This is a genomic window from Vibrio splendidus (genome assembly GCF_003345295.1).
GTDB lineage: Bacteria > Pseudomonadota > Gammaproteobacteria > Enterobacterales > Vibrionaceae > Vibrio > Vibrio splendidus_K.
The window spans coordinates 3,066,741-3,083,010 of the sequence record NZ_CP031055.1; the positions used below are offsets into that span (position 1 = coordinate 3,066,741).

The 16,270-nt window shown below is 44.9% G+C and carries 19 protein-coding genes; 7 read left to right on the plus strand and 12 right to left on the minus strand.

Annotation, left to right across the window (positions count from 1 at the left end; all coding sequences use genetic code 11):
* Positions 1 to 63: 63 nt before the first annotated feature.
* Both rsmD and DUN60_RS13730 read left to right on the plus strand, forming a co-directional pair.
* On the plus strand, positions 64 to 666 hold the full coding sequence (rsmD, locus tag DUN60_RS13725) for a 16S rRNA (guanine(966)-N(2))-methyltransferase RsmD (RefSeq protein ID WP_016796095.1): 603 nt from the start codon (positions 64 to 66) through the stop codon (positions 664 to 666).
* Between the two features lie 10 nt (positions 667 to 676).
* Positions 677 to 943, plus strand: a complete 267-nt coding sequence (locus tag DUN60_RS13730) for a DUF1145 domain-containing protein (RefSeq protein WP_004736590.1) — start codon at positions 677 to 679, stop codon at positions 941 to 943.
* Between the two features lie 73 nt (positions 944 to 1,016).
* Here DUN60_RS13730 and DUN60_RS13735 read toward each other — a convergent pair whose 3' ends face one another.
* From DUN60_RS13735 to DUN60_RS13755, 4 genes are all read right to left on the minus strand, one after another.
* Positions 1,017 to 1,601: a YhgN family NAAT transporter gene (locus tag DUN60_RS13735; protein WP_009848232.1), complete on the minus strand. Its 585-nt coding sequence runs from the start codon at positions 1,599 to 1,601 to the stop codon at positions 1,017 to 1,019.
* A gap of 218 nt (positions 1,602 to 1,819) precedes the next feature.
* Complete coding sequence (locus DUN60_RS13740; protein WP_017061034.1) at positions 1,820 to 2,056, minus strand: YecH family metal-binding protein; 237 nt, start codon at positions 2,054 to 2,056, stop codon at positions 1,820 to 1,822.
* 90 nt (positions 2,057 to 2,146) lie between these two features.
* Positions 2,147 to 2,767 carry a lysoplasmalogenase gene (locus DUN60_RS13745; RefSeq protein WP_054548363.1) on the minus strand — a complete coding sequence of 207 codons (621 nt, stop codon included), beginning with the start codon at positions 2,765 to 2,767 and terminating at the stop codon, positions 2,147 to 2,149.
* Between the two features lie 927 nt (positions 2,768 to 3,694).
* Complete coding sequence (locus DUN60_RS13755) at positions 3,695 to 4,069, minus strand: hypothetical protein (RefSeq protein ID WP_004736595.1); 375 nt, start codon at positions 4,067 to 4,069, stop codon at positions 3,695 to 3,697.
* Positions 4,070 to 4,313: 244 nt separating this feature from the next.
* Between DUN60_RS13755 and DUN60_RS13760 the strand changes: the two genes are divergently transcribed.
* Entirely contained in the window at positions 4,314 to 4,643 is a 330-nt protein-coding gene (locus tag DUN60_RS13760; RefSeq protein ID WP_114634108.1) for a DUF2500 domain-containing protein, read from the plus strand.
* 59 nt (positions 4,644 to 4,702) lie between these two features.
* Here DUN60_RS13760 and DUN60_RS13765 read toward each other — a convergent pair whose 3' ends face one another.
* From DUN60_RS13765 to rhtB, 7 genes are all read right to left on the minus strand, one after another.
* Positions 4,703 to 5,716: an acyltransferase gene (locus tag DUN60_RS13765; RefSeq protein WP_114634109.1), complete on the minus strand. Its 1,014-nt coding sequence runs from the start codon at positions 5,714 to 5,716 to the stop codon at positions 4,703 to 4,705.
* Between the two features lie 169 nt (positions 5,717 to 5,885).
* On the minus strand, positions 5,886 to 7,106 hold the full coding sequence (gene arsJ, locus DUN60_RS13770) for an organoarsenical effux MFS transporter ArsJ (RefSeq protein ID WP_108118488.1): 1,221 nt from the start codon (positions 7,104 to 7,106) through the stop codon (positions 5,886 to 5,888).
* A gap of 97 nt (positions 7,107 to 7,203) precedes the next feature.
* Complete coding sequence (locus DUN60_RS13780; protein ID WP_114634110.1) at positions 7,204 to 7,695, minus strand: cyclin-dependent kinase inhibitor 3 family protein; 492 nt, start codon at positions 7,693 to 7,695, stop codon at positions 7,204 to 7,206.
* A gap of 156 nt (positions 7,696 to 7,851) precedes the next feature.
* Entirely contained in the window at positions 7,852 to 8,853 is a 1,002-nt protein-coding gene (locus DUN60_RS13785) for an ArsJ-associated glyceraldehyde-3-phosphate dehydrogenase (RefSeq protein ID WP_012605037.1), read from the minus strand.
* Between the two features lie 157 nt (positions 8,854 to 9,010).
* Positions 9,011 to 9,352: a metalloregulator ArsR/SmtB family transcription factor gene (locus DUN60_RS13790; RefSeq protein WP_017104736.1), complete on the minus strand. Its 342-nt coding sequence runs from the start codon at positions 9,350 to 9,352 to the stop codon at positions 9,011 to 9,013.
* 99 nt (positions 9,353 to 9,451) lie between these two features.
* Positions 9,452 to 10,672, minus strand: coding sequence for an EAL and HDOD domain-containing protein (locus DUN60_RS13795; RefSeq protein WP_102461879.1), 1,221 nt, complete (start codon positions 10,670 to 10,672; stop codon positions 9,452 to 9,454).
* Between the two features lie 43 nt (positions 10,673 to 10,715).
* Positions 10,716 to 11,333: a homoserine/homoserine lactone efflux protein gene (gene rhtB / locus DUN60_RS13800; RefSeq protein ID WP_004736604.1), complete on the minus strand. Its 618-nt coding sequence runs from the start codon at positions 11,331 to 11,333 to the stop codon at positions 10,716 to 10,718.
* An 81-nt stretch (positions 11,334 to 11,414) separates the two neighbouring features.
* Here rhtB and DUN60_RS13805 point away from each other — a divergent pair, with 81 nt between their 5' ends.
* Both DUN60_RS13805 and DUN60_RS13810 read left to right on the plus strand, forming a co-directional pair.
* Positions 11,415 to 12,395 carry an alpha/beta fold hydrolase gene (locus tag DUN60_RS13805; RefSeq protein ID WP_114634111.1) on the plus strand — a complete coding sequence of 327 codons (981 nt, stop codon included), beginning with the start codon at positions 11,415 to 11,417 and terminating at the stop codon, positions 12,393 to 12,395.
* A gap of 207 nt (positions 12,396 to 12,602) precedes the next feature.
* Positions 12,603 to 13,430 carry a Cof-type HAD-IIB family hydrolase gene (locus DUN60_RS13810; RefSeq protein WP_114634112.1) on the plus strand — a complete coding sequence of 276 codons (828 nt, stop codon included), beginning with the start codon at positions 12,603 to 12,605 and terminating at the stop codon, positions 13,428 to 13,430.
* An 87-nt stretch (positions 13,431 to 13,517) separates the two neighbouring features.
* Here the strand turns inward: DUN60_RS13810 and DUN60_RS13815 are convergent, their stop codons facing one another.
* Positions 13,518 to 13,985 (minus strand): EVE domain-containing protein, encoded by a 468-nt coding sequence (locus DUN60_RS13815; protein WP_017096078.1) that lies wholly within the window; start codon positions 13,983 to 13,985, stop codon positions 13,518 to 13,520.
* A 39-nt stretch (positions 13,986 to 14,024) separates the two neighbouring features.
* Here DUN60_RS13815 and DUN60_RS13820 point away from each other — a divergent pair, with 39 nt between their 5' ends.
* Positions 14,025 to 15,569 carry a COG3650 family protein gene (locus DUN60_RS13820; RefSeq protein WP_114634113.1) on the plus strand — a complete coding sequence of 515 codons (1,545 nt, stop codon included), beginning with the start codon at positions 14,025 to 14,027 and terminating at the stop codon, positions 15,567 to 15,569.
* Between the two features lie 2 nt (positions 15,570 to 15,571).
* On the plus strand, positions 15,572 to 16,168 hold the full coding sequence (locus DUN60_RS13825; RefSeq protein WP_114634114.1) for a tRNA-uridine aminocarboxypropyltransferase: 597 nt from the start codon (positions 15,572 to 15,574) through the stop codon (positions 16,166 to 16,168).
* Positions 16,169 to 16,270: the final 102 nt, after the last annotated feature.

Consider the following 16,270-nt stretch of genomic DNA (forward strand, 5'->3'; position numbering starts at 1 on the left):
AATACTCGAACCCACTTAAATTGGGCTCGGTATAGTATCACTTTATTAGCGGTCAAAAAATCTATGGTAAGACGTCGCCAGCAAAACACATCACAAAAAAAGCCATCCGGAGGCTTTGTTCGAATTATTAGTGGCTCATGGAGAGGTAGAAAGCTGCCTGTTCATGATTTAGAAGGATTACGCCCAACCATTGACCGAGTAAAAGAGACACTCTTTAACTGGGTGGCTCAAGATATCCCACATTCAACTTGCTTGGATGTATTTGCCGGTTCTGGCGGTCTAGGTTTTGAAGCAGCTTCTCGCCAAGCAAAAATGGTGACACTGCTCGAAATGAATCAAAAGGCAGCCAAACAGCTTTCTGATAACGCGAAAGAGCTCAAAGCAGACAACATCAGTGTCGTGAATACTGATGCTATCTCTTTCCTTAAGAAGCCAGGTACTCCTTACGATATGGTTTTCCTAGATCCACCATTTCGTAAAGGCTTACTTGCAGAAACTGTACAACTGCTTGAGAGCAATGGCTGGTTGGCAGACAACGCCATCATTTACGTAGAGACAGAAAAAGAGCTGCAGCTTGAGGCTATGCCAGAGAACTGGGAATTGCATCGCGATAAGACCACTGGCCAGTCTAGCTACCGACTGTTTAATCGAACCACTGAAGAATAGGAGTTATTGAATGAAGTTCTTACTTCCACTAGCAAAAGTAGCCATCGCCTTTGTTTGGTTTATCTTAATCGTAAATATTTTCTACCCATTCCCAGGTAATGCTGCGATTGCGCTTTATATCATGACAGCATTCTTGTTCTTCATGCACGGCCTGCAGATGCTGATTTTCATCGGTGCTTTTGGCGATAAGATCGAAATGTCACGTTGGGAGAAGTGGTCAATATTGATTTTCGGAGTCTTTGCTCTCCTCGATATCAGACGCAAACACATGATGTAATAAAACTTAAGCTCAGATACAAAAACGCCGCTCATTTGAGCGGCGTTTTTTTTATTCAGCAATGATACTGATGTTAGCCCATGTAGCCTTTTACACCATCTAGGAACATTTGCGTCGACAACATAACCAACAACAAGCCCATCAAGCGTTCGATGGCTTTAAGGCCTCGCTCACCCAGCACTCGCAGGAAGAAACCATTAAACATCAGAATAAAGAAGGTCGCGCCCCAAGCCAGCATCACTGCGCCTGAAAGCTCTAACATGTTGTCAGGGTGCTGTGTCGACAACAGAATCAATGCAGCAATCACCGACGGGCCTGCAATCATAGGGATCGCCATCGGCACGATAAACGGTTCTTCACCCGCCGCTAGGCCGGTAATACTGCCCGCACTTGGGAAAATCATCTTAATCGCGATGATGAACAGAATAATACCGCCAGAAATGCTCAAGGTTTCAGGCTGCACGTGCAGGAAGTTCATGATGCTTTGACCGGCAAACAAGAACAACAGCAGGATAATCAGCGCAAACATCAGTTCACGAACAAGAACAATACGGCGACGCTTCGGATCAATATGCTTAAGGATAGAGAGCACGATTGGTAGATTGCCAAGCGGATCCATAATAAGAAACAGCATGGTCGCTGCAGATAAAATTTCCATAAGTTTGTCTCGAAAAGCGTAAGTGCGCGGAGTATAGCAGCCTCAACATTGATTTTCGAACGCAGTAATAAAAGGATTAACTTACGTAATTAGAAGGGAATTTTGCGAGAGCAGATAGAAAGCTAGAAGAGATAATTTAAAGAGTGGAGCCGAAAACATCGCATCCACTCATCTTATATAAAAGTCAAAAGGCTCAAAAAACCAGTTGTTACTCGAGATTAGTGGTTACACACACGTTCGCGATTGGTGCAAAGTTTGTCATCAATAACCACGACCTTTTCCATCTTCAGGAAAAATTTCAGCAAGCCATCCAAATCCAGACCATTTAGCTTACACGTATGGAAGCGAGCTTCTGCGCCGTAAGTTTGAGCGAGCTCTTGCGTCAACTCTTCACGAGTCAGGGGCTTTTCACTCAGTAGGTTTAAAACGTTGTGTGCATGAATTTCGGTAGTCATAACTCTATCTCATGTTTAATGAAGTAGACGTAGAGTACCTACTTTCATCTTAGCTGCTTTGATGTAGCTCAGAGTTAAGCGAGCTCTACCCTAAATGGTAAGGGAAGCAACAATGAGAGCGTGCGCGAGAAAGTAACTGCCCGTCACCCAAAAGTAGGCACCCTTAATTGGGCTACGATAGAAATTTAGCGCATACGCCAGGGCCGAAAGTAGTAACACGCTACAGCCAGCAAAACCAACCGCATGTGACAATTGAGGATCAAGCAACCAGAGCTCACCAGAAGCCCATGCAAGCTGAATAAGCACGATACCCATGATAACCACAGGAAAGACGAGTTTGTCTAAGCGAGGCAGAAGTAAGAAGAAAGCAACGACACAAGCCGCTAATAGAAGCGCGAACAACCACCAGACCATTTCTCCTGATAGCTGTAACCAAAATGCCTTGCTATAACAAAGTTGAGCCAATAAAAAACAGACAAAATGAAGTGGTCGTTTTTGAGTCACCGTATGTAGAACATCAGCCACAGCCGAGATAGCTAAGCCAGCGACAATCCAATAAGTATATTCAGCAACGATCGATTGAGTGACCGCCACTACCGCCAACAAAACAAAGGTAAACACCTTGTACACTAAGGCCTGACCGATATGTCCATGTTTCGTTCCTGCTATTGCTCCGATACCAGATAAGGAAACCGCCAACCAACTCCACATACCATTTGCCCCATTGCTTTAAATCGTCGCCAGTCTAGGCACACGAGTGTTGATGTAAAGCCTCAGCCCCTCAAAATTGGATCTTGATTACGCTTCCACTAAAAAGAGCCTCTTTAGATTGAAGTCGTAACAATTACTATGATGACTATGGCTATTCTTTTAAAACTAGAGCGATTCATCGACAAACTTATTTAAATTGGCATTAGAGCGTCCAGACTTGAATTTTAGTCACTTCTAACCTATAGACTCCTTATAAAACCCCCATATATCATCAAATACCACACTTGAAAATTTAAAAAACACCGCACTTAAGGTCAATTATAACAATAACTTAAACAAACAAACCCAGAATTAATAGGGGAATGAAAACACCACATCACTCTAGACTTACAAAGTAAGTGGCTTGCTTTCTTAAAACCCAACTTTGTCAGGTTTTTTCAAGTCCTCTGTAAAAATTCCTACAAAAATCAATCCGAAAAATTTAAAACGGAACAAAATCAAAGCCAGAAACCACCAACCCCTATTAATACAGTTTAACAACCTTTAACAATATAAATTACACAAAATGACCATTACAAAACAATAACTTAAATCAAAAATGGATAAACATGAAGCACAACGTATAAAATAAGAACACACCAAAAGACACAGTTAAACACACCCAAACAAGCCAAAAACCAATAGTTTTCTACTACTTTTAAAGCTTTCGAAAGTAATTCTTGATCTAAACCTATAAGTAGTGCTATTCTTTAAAACATAGCGAGAGACAACCAAATTTAGGAGTAGTGTTATGATTTCATCTTCGCAAAGACAAGGACTTGTAATGATCGCGGTAGTTGTAGGTCTAATGACACTACCGATGATGTACTAAGCAAGTTACAAATAAAAAAAGGGACGCCATGAGCGTCCCTTTTTTGTTCAATTTTTTCACTTCGAAAACAGATGCAGTGTTAGCACATCCCAGTTCGCATAATAGAAACCCGCGGCTGCTAAAGTCATTGCCATCATCAGTAAGATCGCAACTCGCCAGATAAAACGACCACTACGTGGAGTCAGCTCCTTCTCACAGTCGTTACACATCATGATGAACTTATGTTGGTCTTCCAACTTAGCCTCATGTTCATTGACTACCTTATTACGACACGTTGCGATATAACGCAGCTTGCTCACCATATCGTGCGGTAGCCTTTCTTCACAGCTTGTTACAAGCTCATGCAATCCTTCGCCTTCGGCATGATATTGAAGCCTCAATAACTTCTCTATATTGCGAGTTCTTGTCACCACTTTTTCAATATCGGTCATCTTGGCCCTCCCACTCCACACTATAATTCTAGTCGAGCATTCCCTTATTTTTATACAAATTTACTGATATTTACGTGAGAAAGAGACAATAAATAACAATGCTTTATCCCAAACAAGCCACTAAATGTGATGTCTGCCGAAAAATAATCAGCTTGGCTTACAACAGTTCACGAATAACAGCTTTAAACACATATCCCTATTGCTTGAAAGACTAGAATAACCATCACGACTACATGGAGGTTATATGCCTAATTCACTCTTTTTTGCCATCTTTGCACTTGCTGGTCTAGCGGCTTGGGTATTTATTGGTTTCTATCGAAAACACTCGCAAGGTGAAAATGCGCCAGAAAAGAAAGTGAATGTCACGGTGTTAGACAAACAATCCATCGACCTTCCTGACGCAGAACCTGGCCAAGAAGATCAAGAGTACTGGATTTACGTTCAACGTGGTGTCGTTGGTCCAAAACGAGAATTCCAAGTCGGCATCCACTACTTCCACGCCCTTAACCCTGGCGACAAAGGAACCTTAACCTACAAAGGCGATAAGTTCTTACACTTTGCGTTGAAGCGCTAACCCTAGCCGCCTCAACTTTCTCTTCTAAGCAATCCATCAGAAAGCCTTAGCACCCACCGCTAAGGCAATAACCAACGCGTTCTCTCTGACTTAGAGACCAACCAGCTCATCCATAACGCGCCAGCTCCGCTGATCACGATCCATAATGGAATAACCCAAGCAGGGTGTCCTTGGTACCAACCGAACTCTTTCATTGGCCACAAGAAAATCGGGTGCAGCAGATAAATACCTAAGCTGTGTTTACTGATAAAACCAACCACTTGATTGCTCTTCTCAGACAAACCTTCACCATAGTAACGGCACACCATGAACACCATGCTCGCCGCTAATACGGTATTCAACGTCTTGTAAGATAACCAACGCCCTACTGTGTACTCTTCTGCTACCAAGCTTGCATCAACCACCATGTAAACCGTGGTCAGTAACGCTAACCCACCAAGTAACACACTCACGCCGACGGTCATCTTGTTAAGTGGCACAATCTTATACAGCAAGTAACCCAATGGTAAGTAGCCGGTGTACAACCACAATTCATGGCTCCAAGGGCCATCGATTTTCAATAAGAACAATAACGTAGTGAACAACCATACCGCCGTAAAGGCATAGACCGATCTATCACCGTACTTTCTGACCATGATCTGTAAAAAAGGAATCACAAAGTAGAGTGGGATAAAGTAATAAAAGAAGCCAAGGTGATAGTAGGTATAGTGATGATAGCTATTGAGTAGCACATCCCAACTAACTTCAGCATCAAAGCCCATCGCAGACCAACCCGATAGGTAGGTATAGAACAGCGACCAGACAATGAAAGGGATCAGCACCTTACCCAGACGACGCTTGAGGTAGTACTTAGCGTCAAACGGGCGCTGATCACTCAGCATCAGAGCACCAGTAATCAAGATGAACACCGGCACCGCCCAACGACTGAAACCGTTCACCGTAATGGCGGTCAGCCACTCACCGAAAGGAATGGTGCCTAATTCATTCCGATAAGGCGCCAAAACATGAATCGCGATAACTGCTATGGCCGCGACACATCGTGCTAAATCAAAAAAGAGAATTCGCTGCTTCATGTAAATACCTGATTAATATTCAATCATTCTACTATAGCAATAAAAAAGCTGACCGGAATAAATACCAAGTCAGCTTACTGTTAAAGGAGAGGCTTATCGCGAATTTAGCTCGTGCGGCTTAAGCTTATGCGACTTTCACTCTTACAAATGAGGCTCATGCGGTTGAAGCTTATGCCGCTGAGATTTGCGGCACTTTAGGTAAACGCAGAGAGATCACCGTCGTTATCGCTAAGAACGCAAAAGATACCCACAGACACGCAGACAAACCGGCCATTTGGAATACCAACCCTGACAAGATAGTGCCAATCAAACGGCCCATTGCATTTGCCATGTAATAGAAACCGACATCAAGAGAAACGCCATCGCCTTTCGCATAACTCACAATAAGGTATGAGTGCAGCGATGAATTCACCGCAAAGATGGCACCAAACACCATCAAGCCACCGATAATAACGAACTCGGGTTGCCAGCCAATTTGCACCGCATAGGCAATACCTGCAGTCACGATAGCCAACGCCAACGCCCATAATAGCGCTGCATGTCCATCAGGCACCTTGCCTTGTGCTTTACCAGTAATCTTAGGTGCAATGCCCTGCACAAAGCCATATGCGATGGTCCAAACCGCTAAGAAGCCACCCACCCATGAGTGATCCCATCCAAACACGCTGCCTAGGTAAATCGGCAAAGCAATCACAAACCACACATCACGAGCACCAAACAGGAACATACGCGCAGCAGATAGGATGTTGATGGATTCAGACTTAGAGAAGATCTGTTTGAATTTAGGTTTAGTTTTCGCTTTACCCATGTCCGCTTCTAAGCTCACCAAGCTGCCGATGAACACTAATGTCAGTACAGCAGCCATCGCAAGCACTGCATATTGGAAACCAATTGTAGAAAGCAGCAAACCACCAATAAAGAACCCAGCACCTTTCAGTGCATTCTTAGATCCGGTCAGAATCGCAATCCACTTATAAAGCGCACCCTGCTGCTCATCCGGAACCAAGGTTTTGATTGAGCTCTTGGCACTCATCTTATTGAGGTCTTTAGCAATACCAGACAACGCCTGCGCCGCCATGACCCAAGGAATAGTCAACATTGCGCTTGGCACCGCGAGCATACCCAAGGCGACGACTTGCATCCCTAACCCGATGTTCATGGTCTTATTGAGCCCAAGACGCGCCCCTAACCAGCCACCGATTAGGTTGGTCACCACACCAAAGAATTCATAGAAAAGGAACAGTGAGGCGATTTCTAGTGAACTGTAGCCAAGGTCGTAAAAATACAGAACCACCAGCATACGAAGTGCACCATCAGTAATGGTGAAGTTCCAGTAGTTGAAAGTCACCAACATGTATTGGCGAACGCTCTTACTTAGATTTGAAAACATAACGCTATCTCTGCAATCTAAACAAAAAGAGCTTTTGGATCATGATGAGTTCAACACTCCAGATATCAAAAGCTCCTTGTATAACAACAATGGCTTATTAGCTGTTCGCTACGCCATTAATGTATTCAACCTGAATAGGCTTAGTAAATGCGCCCGGACGAAGTGATTGTACTTCTTGAACAATCTTGCTCAGATCCCAGTTCTTTTCTAGCAATAGGTGTGCAGCGAGTAAACCAGTGCGACCAGAACCGCCCATACAGTGCATCGCTACCTTGCCGCCGTTATCAACGATGTTATGTAGCTCAGGGCTAGCCACTTGCCACTTCGCAGCAAAATCAGCACCTGGCGCACAATCGTCTTCGATTTCGATTTGGAACCACTGCATGCCTAGTGCTTGCGCTTTCTCGCCTAGCTCAGATACGTTCTTGCTCGCCAGTTCTTCACTGTCTAGAGCTGTCACAATCGCTTCCACGCCTTGTGCTTTCAGTTGCGCTAGAGATGCATCTAAGTCAGCACCTTTGGTACCTGGACATGGAGTAAGCACTAACGCACCAGTTTCTAAATCTAGTTGCCATGTTGGATGTGTCATTGTGTATTCTCTTAAATTCTTATAGAACCAATACTCAAAATAACTGGAGTTGCAGCTAGGCAACAAGTAAGTTCAGCCCTATGAGCATAGGTGTTCTATGTGATTAGGGTGAACTTACGCAGTTAACAACGCTTGCAGCTTCAAGTATGAAGAGTATTAAGCTAGGCCAACTGTACGTACTAGCTCTGCCGTACGTGTCGCGTAACCCATCTCGTTGTCGTACCAAGCGTAGATCTTAACCATGCGCTTACCCACTAACATGGTTGAGAGTGCATCTACGATGGTTGAACGTTGGTCGCCTTTGTAATCGATAGAAACCAGTGGACGCTCTTCAAAACCAAGAATGCCTTTTAGTTCGTTCTCAGACGCTTCTTTCAGCATCGCGTTGACTTCTTCTGCCGTGGTGTCTTGCTTCACTTCAAAGATAATGTCAGTTAGAGACGCATTAGCTAGTGGTACACGAACCGCGTGGCCATTGATGCGGTTTTCAAGCTCAGGGAAGATCTCAACAATCGCTTTAGCACTGCCCGTTGTTGTCGGAATAAGGCTCATGCCACATGCACGAGCACGACGTAAATCTTTATGGGGCGCATCAAGAATAGTTTGCGTATTGGTTAGATCGTGAATAGTGGTGAAAGCTGCATTTTCGATACCCAGCTTCTCGTTGATCACTTTAACCACTGGCGCGAGACAGTTGGTTGTACAAGATGCTGCGGTTACGATTTTATGTACAGCTGGGTCGAAGATATTGTCGTTCACACCGACAACGATGTTTGCAATGCCTTCTTCTTTCACTGGCGCCGATACCACAACGCGCTTCACACCTTGCTCAAGGTATTTATTTAGGAAAGATGCCTTACGGTGAACACCGGTCGCTTCAAGGACAACATCGCAACCAGACCAATCGATCGCATCGATGTCGCGCTCTTGCGTAGTTCTAATGCGTTGACCGTTGATGATCATCTCATCGCCTTCAACCGCGACTTCGTGGTTCCAGCGACCTTGAACCGAATCGAACTCAAGAAGGTGAGCCAATGTCGCGGTGTCGCCAGCCACATCGTTAATCTGTACGAACTCGATTTCCGCCCAATCAAACGCTGCGCGAAGTGCTAAACGGCCGATACGACCAAAACCATTAATACCTACTTTGACTGTCATTTTCTGTTCTCTCAGTTAATTGCTTTCATATTTGAAGCCGCAGCGTTGTTGACTGCGTTCACTTACCCTAATCACATAGGACATCTATGCTCATAGGGATAAGTTCACTTGTCGCCTAGCTGCAACTCCAACTATTTCGCAATAAGTTTTAATGTATTTAAACGCAACATTGAGGGCGTGAAGTCATGGCTTCTAAGCGCTCAATATCTTGCTGGTATTCAGTTTTCAAACAGTTCGATGCGATAAGGTCGTCAATTAACTTTAGCATCCAACCTGGTAAATCTTGTGACAGGCGGTAAAACACCCACTGCCCCTGGCGAACATCAGTCAAAATGCCGTTTGAACGCAACTGCGCAAGATGGCGTGAAACCTTTGGCTGACTTTCTTGCAATGCCTGAGTCAACTCACCAACCGATAAGCACTCATTGCGAACTATCAACATTAAGCAACGCACTCGCGTTTCATCGGACAGTAATTTAAAAAATTGGTGAGGAAGCATAATTACATACTCATATATGGATATGCATATATGATAGGTGTAAAAAAACGCACGTCAAGGCGTGCGTTATAATTGTCATAAAAGTTTAACGAAGATAAATCAGAGCTGATTGGTTACGTTATGACTCCAGCGTCGAGCTTCGGTGAGCTCAGTTTTAACCTGTTCCACACTCAATCCTAAATGAGCACAGTGCTCATCCATCTGCTGCCAATCGGCATGTTCAAAGCTCTCTTCAAGGGCCAACAAGGTCCCATATGGCCCTTCTCTACGCAGCAGAGCCACCTTGATACTTTTACACAAGGGCAGTTGCTCAACTAAATTCTCTAACGACAAGTCGAGCAGCGCATCAAGCAACGAGAACAAACCAATCATAAAAGCTTGCTCGGCATGCCCTTCAAATGCCTGATAACGAGACATACGTTGGCAGAACTGAGCTCGCTGAAGCGATAAACCATATAGCTCTTTTGGCTTTTTATCAGAGACATAAGACGCCACCGCCAACGAGACAAACATTTTCAGCTTCTCTTGCCCCAGATAAACCAAAGCCTGGCGGAACGAAGATATGGTGACCTCAAGGCGAGGTGACATGGTATTCACAAAACGCAGTAACTTATACGACAAGGCAACATCTTTCGCGACGATGCTTTCGACACGTTGGAAGTTGACTTCCGGCTTACACACTTCTTGGAACAACTCCATCGCAATCACTTGCTCAGGGCTAATGTACTTGGTCTTGATGATTTCAGGTTTGCTGAAGAAGTACCCTTGGAAGAACTTAAAACCCGCCTCTTTCGCTTGCTTAAACTCTTGCTCAGTTTCGACTCTTTCAGCCAGAAAGCTAAACTTCTTCCCTTGATGAGCTTTGACCAAATCACACGCCTCATCCAAGCCCATTTGCATGATATCGAGCTTAACAATATGCGTGTATTTAAGGAATCGTTCCCATTCTGGCGTAGAGGTAAAGTCATCTAGGGCAATCATGTACCCCGCTTGATAGAGCTCTTTGACCGCCTCTAACAGCTCATCCGTCGGTTGGCAGGTTTCAAGAATCTCGACCACCACCTTGTCTTTCGGCAAGCCTAAAGGAAGTCGACGAATCAAGCTTTGATGAGGGAAATTAATAAAACAGCGCGAAGATGGAATCGAAGGGTTATGCCCAACCGATAAGAAGTTCTCAACAATCAGACGATACGTTGCTCGATTAGACTCAATATGCGCTGGGTAGGCATTCCTTTCTCCGTCGCGAAACAACAGCTCATAACCAAGCGTGTTCTTGTTACGGTTTAAGATAGGTTGTCGAGCAACGTAGGTAGCGGTCATTTATCTATAACTCTATTGATTTATCTATAACTGTATTGCTTTACTAAGCTTTAGCGGCAGCAAGCAAGGCACCGCAACCCATGAACATACCACCAAATATTTTATTTATCTTACTCATTATACGATCAGAACGAATAAAACGTCCCATTTGTGAAGCTAATGAGGTGTAACCCAACATAACAACACTATCAATGAATACTGTTGTAACTCCTAGCACTAATAACTGCGGTGCTTGCGGTTGTGTAGGATCGATAAATTGAGGAAACAAAGCCACCAAAAACACGATAGATTTTGGGTTAGTTAGATTGATAAGCACGGCATTTCTAAGCAGCTTACCACTCGATAGCGTTGAGCTTTCTTCTGAAGCCACCAAGCTAGAATTATCACGCCATTTTTGAATACCCAACCAAACAAGGTAAACCACGCCTACCCATTTGATGATGGTGAACGCCAACGCAGATTGAGCCACCAATGCACCAATACCTGCACCCACCAGCATGATGTGAAATGCAAGACCGAGCTGTAAGCCGGCGATCGACGCAAGTGACTTCTTGGTGCCATAACTTAGCCCATTGCTGATTGAGTTAACGGTACCTGAGCCCGGAGCCAAACTAAACAATATCGCCGTGACGACATAAGCAAGCCAAACATGAGTATCCATTTGCATTTCCTTACTAGTTCTTTAATCTAACAACATTAGTAGCGATAAAGCTCTCACATGCATCAGTTCAGGTAATTTCCCATGGAAAACCACAGTGCCGCCCCATTTTCGTACACGCAAGAACCTGAGTTCGAGCAAGCGATTAAACACCCGATCCCTGCCCTTTGGCAACAACGTAAAGATGGGTATGTCACATCATCAGGTAAAAAGAAGCTGTACTGGTGTAGCCTAACCTCACCAATGCACACCAAAGCCATTGTTATTTCAAATGGCCGCATTGAGTGTTGCTTGAAATACCAAGAACTCTTTTATGATTTTTATCAGCAAGGCTATGACGTTTATTCATTTGACCACCAAGGTCAAGGCCAGTCGGAACGTATGGTAACAGACTCTGACATTGGTCACATTCATGAGTTTGATGATTACGCCTCAGACATGTCTGACGTCATTGCCAGTTTTGACCTAAGCCGATACTCCAATCGCTACCTACTGGCACATTCAATGGGCAGCACCATAGCTACTCGCTATCTACAAACTCACCCCGATCACCCATTTGACAAAGTTACTCTGTGCGCTCCGATGTTTGGGATTAAGACTGAATGGTACTTCAAGCCCATCGCGATGGTTGTTGGGCAAGTACTCACCGCTTTCTATGCTAAGCCGACTTATGCCCCGGGGCAGCAAGCGTACTACTCTAAGCCCTTCGAAAATAACTTACTCAGCCACAGCAAGGTACGCTATCACTGGTTCCGTTGCTTGTATGACGGATCCCCTTCTTTGCAGGTTGGCGGACCAAGCACTCGCTGGGTATGGCAAGGGTTAATGGCAGCGAAGCAGGCGATACAACAAACTCGTCAAATCAAGATCCCACTGTTATTGATTCAAGCTGGAGAAGAGAAGATTGTCAGCAACAGCGCTCAAGTGAAGTTCATCAATAAACTGAAGAAAACCAACTCAGCCTGCCAGTTTAAGGCCATTGAAGGGTCTAAGCATGAGGTGCTGTTTGAGAAAGACGAATATCGCAATCAAACACTGAATGCTATCAATCAGTTTTTTGCCTAGAGCTAATAAACTAATAAGCGAATAAGCGAATAAGCTGAGTAACCGACCAAGAACATAAGTGCTAAAGAGGAAGAGAAGTAAGTGAGCTTTGCCCTCTTTTCTTGCATGAAATTGGCATACAATTTCTACCTAGAGATATTGTAGTTAAAACGATTCTAGCGTTGGCTAGCGTCGATATTGGTTAAGCATTTTTGCAATGAGGGTTAAATGAGTATTCCTGCACTAAAAGATTCCGTGAAAATTGTTGCTTCTGATTTAGATGGTACGCTTTTGGCTCCCAACCATCAGCTAAGCGACTTTACCAAGCTAACACTTAAGAAATTACACGACCAAGGTTATACCTTTATCTTCGCTACGGGTCGTCACCACGTCGATGTGGCGGGTATTCGTCAGATCGCAGGTATTCCGGCGTACATGATCACTTCAAACGGTGCACGCGTGCATGACCAGAACGATCAACTGATGTATAGCCAGAACGTGCCTCAGGAACTCGTTCAACCTGTTATCGATATTGTTCGCCAAGATCCAAATCTCTTTATTCACATGTACCAGAATGAAGATTGGCTACTGGACCGTGAAGACGAAATGCTGGCAAAATTCCACAGTGAGTCTGGCTTTAGCTACAAGCGCTTTGAAGCAGAAAATGCACCAAGCGAAGGTATTGCGAAAGTCTTTTTCACTCACCCAGAACAGGACCACGAATATCTCGTCACGTTTGAACAAAAGCTAAGAGATACTTTTGGCGACAAGCTGAACATCGCCTTTTCAACGCCTTGGTGTTTAGAAGTGATGGCCGCTGAAGTTTCTAAAGGCCATGCCTTAGACGCTGTTGCGAAGTCACTGAACCTGACACTGGATAACTGTATTGCCTTTGGTGACGGAATGAACGATGCCGAGATGCTGGCTATGGCAGGCAAAGGCTTAGTGATGGGTACATCGCATGAGAAAGTGTTTAAAGCTTTGCCAGACAATGAAGTGATTGGCAGCAGCGCAGACGACGCCGTTGCGCACTACCTAGAAAAGCACCTGCTCTAACCTCATCTCGTCGAAGAGATCTGAATAAATAAAAAGGCAGCCAATGGCTGCCTTTTTTGAACCTTACGTAAAAAGCTCTCTCTAACGCTAACGAGAACCTAGCACTTCTTTGCTTAAGATCGCCTGCCACTCTTGCTCTGTAACCGGCATGATGGATAAGCGATTGCCCCGTTTAACCAACGGCATCTCTGCTAGCTCAGGCATCGCTTTAAGCGTTGCCAAAGGAATTAAGCGCTCAGTCACTCGCACAAACTCGACATCCACCATTATCCAACGTGGGTTGTCTGGCGAAGACTTGGCATCGTAGTAATCACTTTCTGGATCGAATTGAAAATGGTCTGGGTAGGCTTCTCTAGTTACTTTAGCGATCCCCGCTACGCCAACTTTTTTACATGATGAATGGTATATCATCACCAGGTCTCCAAGCTTAACGTCATCGCGCATCATGTTTCGAGCCTGATAGTTGCGTACACCCTCCCAACAAGAGGTTTTTTGTACTCTCAGAGTCTGAATAGAGAAGGTGTCAGGTTCTGTTTTAAATAACCAATATGCCATAATAAATCCAATTAACGGTTGCTCCGAGGAAGATATAACATGAAGGTAATGAAAAACCCAGTGACATGGCTAGTCGCATTCGCTCTACAAGGCTGTGTCACAGCACCAGATTCCCCCCAAAAGCCAGAACTACCACCAGCAACCTTGGATGAGCCACTAAGCATTCAACCGCAAACCTTCATCATGCGTGGCCAGGTGGTGGTTGGCCATGAAAGCCGAACCTTCACACCTTGCGGTAGCCAACAACAATACTGGTTAGATTTAACGCCAGAACTCGCATTAGAAGCTCAAGGACTCTCAACGAGACCTTACCAAGCCTTATACGGCGAGCTGATTGGTCATCTAACCGTACCGAGCCAAACAGGGTATAACGCAGATTTCACGGCACGTTTCGTGGTTGATCAAGTGAATATCCTCACCGCAGAAAACCCTGATCGTTGTGACCAACCCCTGCGTTCAACACGTGTATTCGGCAATGAACCTTTCTGGTCAGCAAACTTCGATAAGGACCAGCTCAAATACACTAAGATGGGCGAGCAGCCACAGATCCTCGATATTGAATCAAGCCGCACCACACCAAGCAGTCGTGATTACCAATTAGAAGGTAAAGCAGCGCAAGGCAAACTCAACCTTACAAAAGAGAGTTGCAGCGACGGCATGAGCGATTCTATCTATGGATGGCATGCCAAGCTTAACCTCAATGACAGTAACTATAATGGCTGTGCAACGGTCTCTAACCAAGATCCAACATTGGACTGGAGCGGACTCTACTTCGCTAGCTCAACGCAGAACACTGGATTCTCTATCAACCTTGAGCTCAACGATGACCACAGCGCCATTACGACATACTCGTACAGCAATGGCGACCCCTCTATTGTTGAACAAGGCTTCTGGCAGCAACTGAACCAAAATCAGGTACAAGTGGTTATGACTCGCCACCAGCAACAGTATTTAATCTCCGAGCGCATCTTCACGCTCGATAACGGCAAGCTGGTCGCTGAAAAAGAGAAAGTGGGCAACGTTGTCTACCCGATTGCCAATGGCGGTCTGGTGCTATTCGAAGCTAAGAGTGCACAAGCGCAAGTCAACACCACCGCTAACGTTGATCTAACCGCAAAGCAGGTGAACTCCAGAGATCAACTTGATCAAAAAGTCGACCAAGCGATCCGTGAGTATTTTAAGATCAACAACAGCTCACCTGACGATACCAAGTACCGCTGGTTAACCTACGACTTAAATGGCGATGGTAAAGAAGAACTGTTTGCCCTGCTCGATTGGTGTGGCTCTGGTGGCTGTACACTGCTTATTTTTGAAAATCATCAAGATAACTGGCGCTTCAATAGTCGAGTGACATTGGTTAAGGGCGACATACGCTTAGGTAAATCACAAAACCACGGTTGGCAAGATCTGATCTTCAATGTCAGCGGCGGCGGTGCAACACCTGCGAAACACACATTGTCATACTCTGGTGTGAGCTACCCACTCAACCCAAGTGTTGCTCCAATTGCGGATGATGCTGATATCAGCGATGTGGTTTTGTTTGCTGATGGTGTATCACCTACACAAAGTGGAGTTAAGCTGTAAAGATGAGTAACCAACAAGCTTGCCATGGTTGTGGCTTCACTCACCAGTGCGTTTGTCATCTAATACCGACGGTTGAAAGCCAAACCGATCTTGTACTACTGACTCATGAGAATGAGCTGTCGCGAGACACCAACACCGGAAAGTTGCTTGAGCAATCCCTTGAGCAGTGTCAGTCCTTGATATGGCAAAGGAAAGCACCACCAGCCGAGCTAATGGCGCTGCTTGAAGATGAAACACGACAACCGTTTCTTTTATTCCCGAGTGATCAAAGCATCGAGTGTCAGCAAGCAATGACGACCCAAGCCATGAGTCGAAAACCGCTATTCATTATCTTGGATGGCACATGGCAAGAAGCGAAGAAGATGCTTAACAAGAGCTCGTGGTTACAAGCTGTCCCACAAGTTCACCTCAACATTACCAGCGAATCCTCTTACACCTTGCGCCGCAATCAAGACAGTGGCCACCTGTGTACTTGCGAAGTGGGTATTGAGTTACTCAAATCTTTAGGTGAAAGTGAACCTGCCAAGCTCATTGATGACTACTACCAACAGTATCTAAAAGTATTCCACGCCGACAAATGTGGCCACGCTCTCAAATAGATCAAGCAGGAGCGTAGGAAGGCAATAAGCACATTTCAGGGCGGGACAGATACTAAAAACAAAAAGGGTGAGCCGTAAGCTCACCCTTTTCACATCGTACTT